Below are 2,718 nucleotides of genomic sequence, written 5' to 3'. Positions count from 1 at the left end.
CTTGGTAACCAAACGCTGCCGCAAGTCTGGGGCTAGCATCAACAGGCGGATGGCTTCGGCCCATGACTGGACGTCGTCGGGATCGGCATAAAGGGCCGAATCCCCGCAGATTTCGGGAAGACATGGCGAGGTCGAGGCCACGACCGGGCAGCCCGAAGCCATCGCCTCGACCGCCGGCAGCCCGAAGCCCTCGATCCGTGACGGGAACAGGAAGCACAGGGCGCCTTCGAGCGCCTTCTTGAAGTCGTCGTCCCCTATGCGGCCAGGAAGGACGATGTTTCCGGGCATTTGCGGGATGTACCTCAGGAGCGTGGCCTCGTCGACATCGCCTGGCATCCACAGGTCAAGACCCATCGCGTCGAGGTGTGGGGCCAGCCTGGCGAGAAGCCCCATGTTCTTATATTCCTGGTCCCGCCTCCCCAAGCAGAGGACATACGGCCTGCTCCGGTCGACGGCCAGAGTTGATCTCGCCGCATCCCACCGGTTCGCATGGTCGCTGCCGTTGTAGGTGACGACGATGTTTTCTTCTGGCGCGATTCCGAACTTGATCAGATGGCTGCGTGAGAGTTGCGAGACGGTCGTGATGCGGGCGGCCTGCCTGCCAAGTGCCGGCAGGATCAAGCGGTGCGCCCAGCGGAATCCTCGCGCGTAGCTCGACGGCATGAGCCTTGTGTGCATGTCATGGATACACGCGATCTGGCGCCTCAGCGCGACGGGAGCGAGATTGCAGAAGCTCAGCAATCCTCCAGGCACATGCCAGGGCAGCTGCGCCTGCACCCAAAATTGCGGCAGTCGCGGCCTGCTGAATTCAGGAACGACCCGGACGGGGATGGCATCGAGGCGCAAAGGTTCCGAAAGCGGACGCGGCACCACGAGATCAATCTCCAGGTCGCGACCGAGCGGATGCCCTTCTGAAATGAGGGCGTCGAGAGCCAAGGTGACCTCGCGGGCGTAACGGGCCACACCGGTTGGCCGAAGCGTCGTGAAGTCTCCATTTATCGTCCAGCGCCGTCTCGGCGCTTCCCGGTCCGCGCACACCGCAGCGGGATGGCCGATCAGGAAGTCGGCGCCGGCGACAGCGGATCTGGCCAGGGGCGTGTCGGCACGGTGTCTGTTCGCCGGCCAGGCCGATCTTGGTTGCGGCGACTCCCTCGTATCGAACCCGAGCTTGGCCATGTCCAGCTTCCCCGACCTTCCGGCACCCTAGGCAGACTAGCATTCCCAGGAACACCAAGGCCCTTAAACGTTCGAGGTAGGTACGCTGTCCGACGTCGCCAATCCGGATGATTGCCACTTAGCCGAATGACCCGATGGCCATGGTGACCTGGCGTCTTGACGGTTCCACACTGAAAGTTCCAAGGGGTGGACGACATGGCGCGACGTTGGACGATCAATGGGCGGTTTCTTTCGCAGCCGACAACAGGCGTTCAGCGTTACGCGCGCGAGGTCGTGCGCGCTCTCGACACCTTGTTGGCCGAGCAGAACCCGCTGACCCGCGGCCTCGAGCTTGCACTGCTCCACCCTCCAGGGTCCGGAGACTTCCCCCTGGCTTGCATCGAGCGTCGGGAGATCGGCGGCATGAACGGGCATGCCTGGGAACAGGTGCAGCTCCCCTTATCCCTGGATGGCAGCGGACTGCTCAGCCTCTGCAACACAGGGCCGCTGCTTTCCCGCAAGCATATCGTCTGCGTCCATGATGCAAACGTCTGGAATGCCCCGCAGAGCTATTCATTTGCCTTTAGACTTCTTTACAGGAATCTGTTGCCCGCCCTCGGCAAGACGGCGTGCGGTATTTCGACCGTTTCCAACTACTCCTTGGATGAACTGGTTCGCCGCGACGTCATCCCGGCAGAGCGGGCTTTCGTGGCGCCGAACGGCCATGAGCATGCCTTGCGGTGGGAGCCTGAACACTCAGCACAGACGCGGCTGGCGGCCTCGCGGGAAACCGTTGTCCTGATCGGCAGTGCCGCACCTCACAAGAATCTGGATCTCCTCCTGAACATGGCTGATCGTCTTGGCGAAGCCGGACTCAGAATCGCGATTGTCGGCATGTCGGATTCGCGCGTCTTTAGGTCAGGATCCGCCAGGACCGAAGCGCGAAACATCCACTGGCTCGGCCGCATTTCGGATGGCGAGTTGGCGGCCCTCCTCGGGGACTCGCTATGCCTGGCTTTCCCCTCGCTCACGGAGGGCTTCGGTCTCCCAGCCCTCGAGGCGATGGCCGTCGGCTGTCCTGTCGTGGTTTCAGACCGCGCCAGCCTGCCTGAAGTCTGCGGCAATGCAGCGCTGTTTGCATCCCCAGACGACCAGGACGCATGGTTCGACAGTTTCGTGCAGCTTCGCACTTCTCAGGCCCTGCGCGCTCAGATGATGGGCAAGGGAAAGGCGAGAGCCGCGGAATACAGCTGGAGGGCGACGGGCCTGCGTTATCTCCAGGCGATGGCGGCCGCAGACGGCGTCGATACGGAAACGAAGATCGTCAGGGCTCCCGAATTCACATGATCTCGTGAAGTGCCTGGACGGCGTCTAGCGATTCCAGGATCGCGCGGTCGAAGTTCTCTTCTGAAAAACGTCCTGCATTTCTGGCGCAAGCGCGCGGCGCAATGGCATGGCTATTCTCTTCGAACCGTTCCACTGCCTGCTTGAGGTGATCGACCGTTTGAGCCTTGAACAGCACTCCTGTCGGCTCGGAGGATGATCCTAGCCGCTGTACGATGT

General features: G+C 62.3%; 2 protein-coding genes and 1 pseudogene. 1 reads left to right on the top strand and 2 read right to left on the bottom strand.

Annotation, left to right across the window (positions count from 1 at the left end; all coding sequences use genetic code 11):
- Positions 1-1,176, bottom strand: a 1,176-nt coding sequence (locus EN949_RS34405) for a glycosyltransferase family 1 protein (protein ID WP_164782651.1), incomplete at its 3' end; no start/stop codon positions are given.
- Between the two features lie 195 nt (positions 1,177-1,371).
- On the opposite strand from EN949_RS34405, the gene EN949_RS34400 reads away from it, so the two are divergent.
- On the top strand, positions 1,372-2,502 hold the full coding sequence (locus EN949_RS34400; protein WP_127367331.1) for a glycosyltransferase family 1 protein: 1,131 nt from the start codon (positions 1,372-1,374) through the stop codon (positions 2,500-2,502).
- On the opposite strand, the pseudogene EN949_RS34395 reads toward EN949_RS34400, so the two are convergent.
- Positions 2,495-2,718: pseudogene (locus EN949_RS34395) on the bottom strand (glycosyltransferase family 4 protein); the annotation flags it as partial. The gene EN949_RS34400 and the pseudogene EN949_RS34395 sit on opposite strands and share 8 nt — an antisense overlap.

It is taken from the genome of Mesorhizobium sp. M7A.F.Ca.US.007.01.2.1 (assembly GCF_003998165.1).
GTDB lineage: Bacteria > Pseudomonadota > Alphaproteobacteria > Rhizobiales > Rhizobiaceae > Mesorhizobium > Mesorhizobium ciceri.
This window is presented reverse-complemented; position numbering and strand designations above follow the sequence as displayed.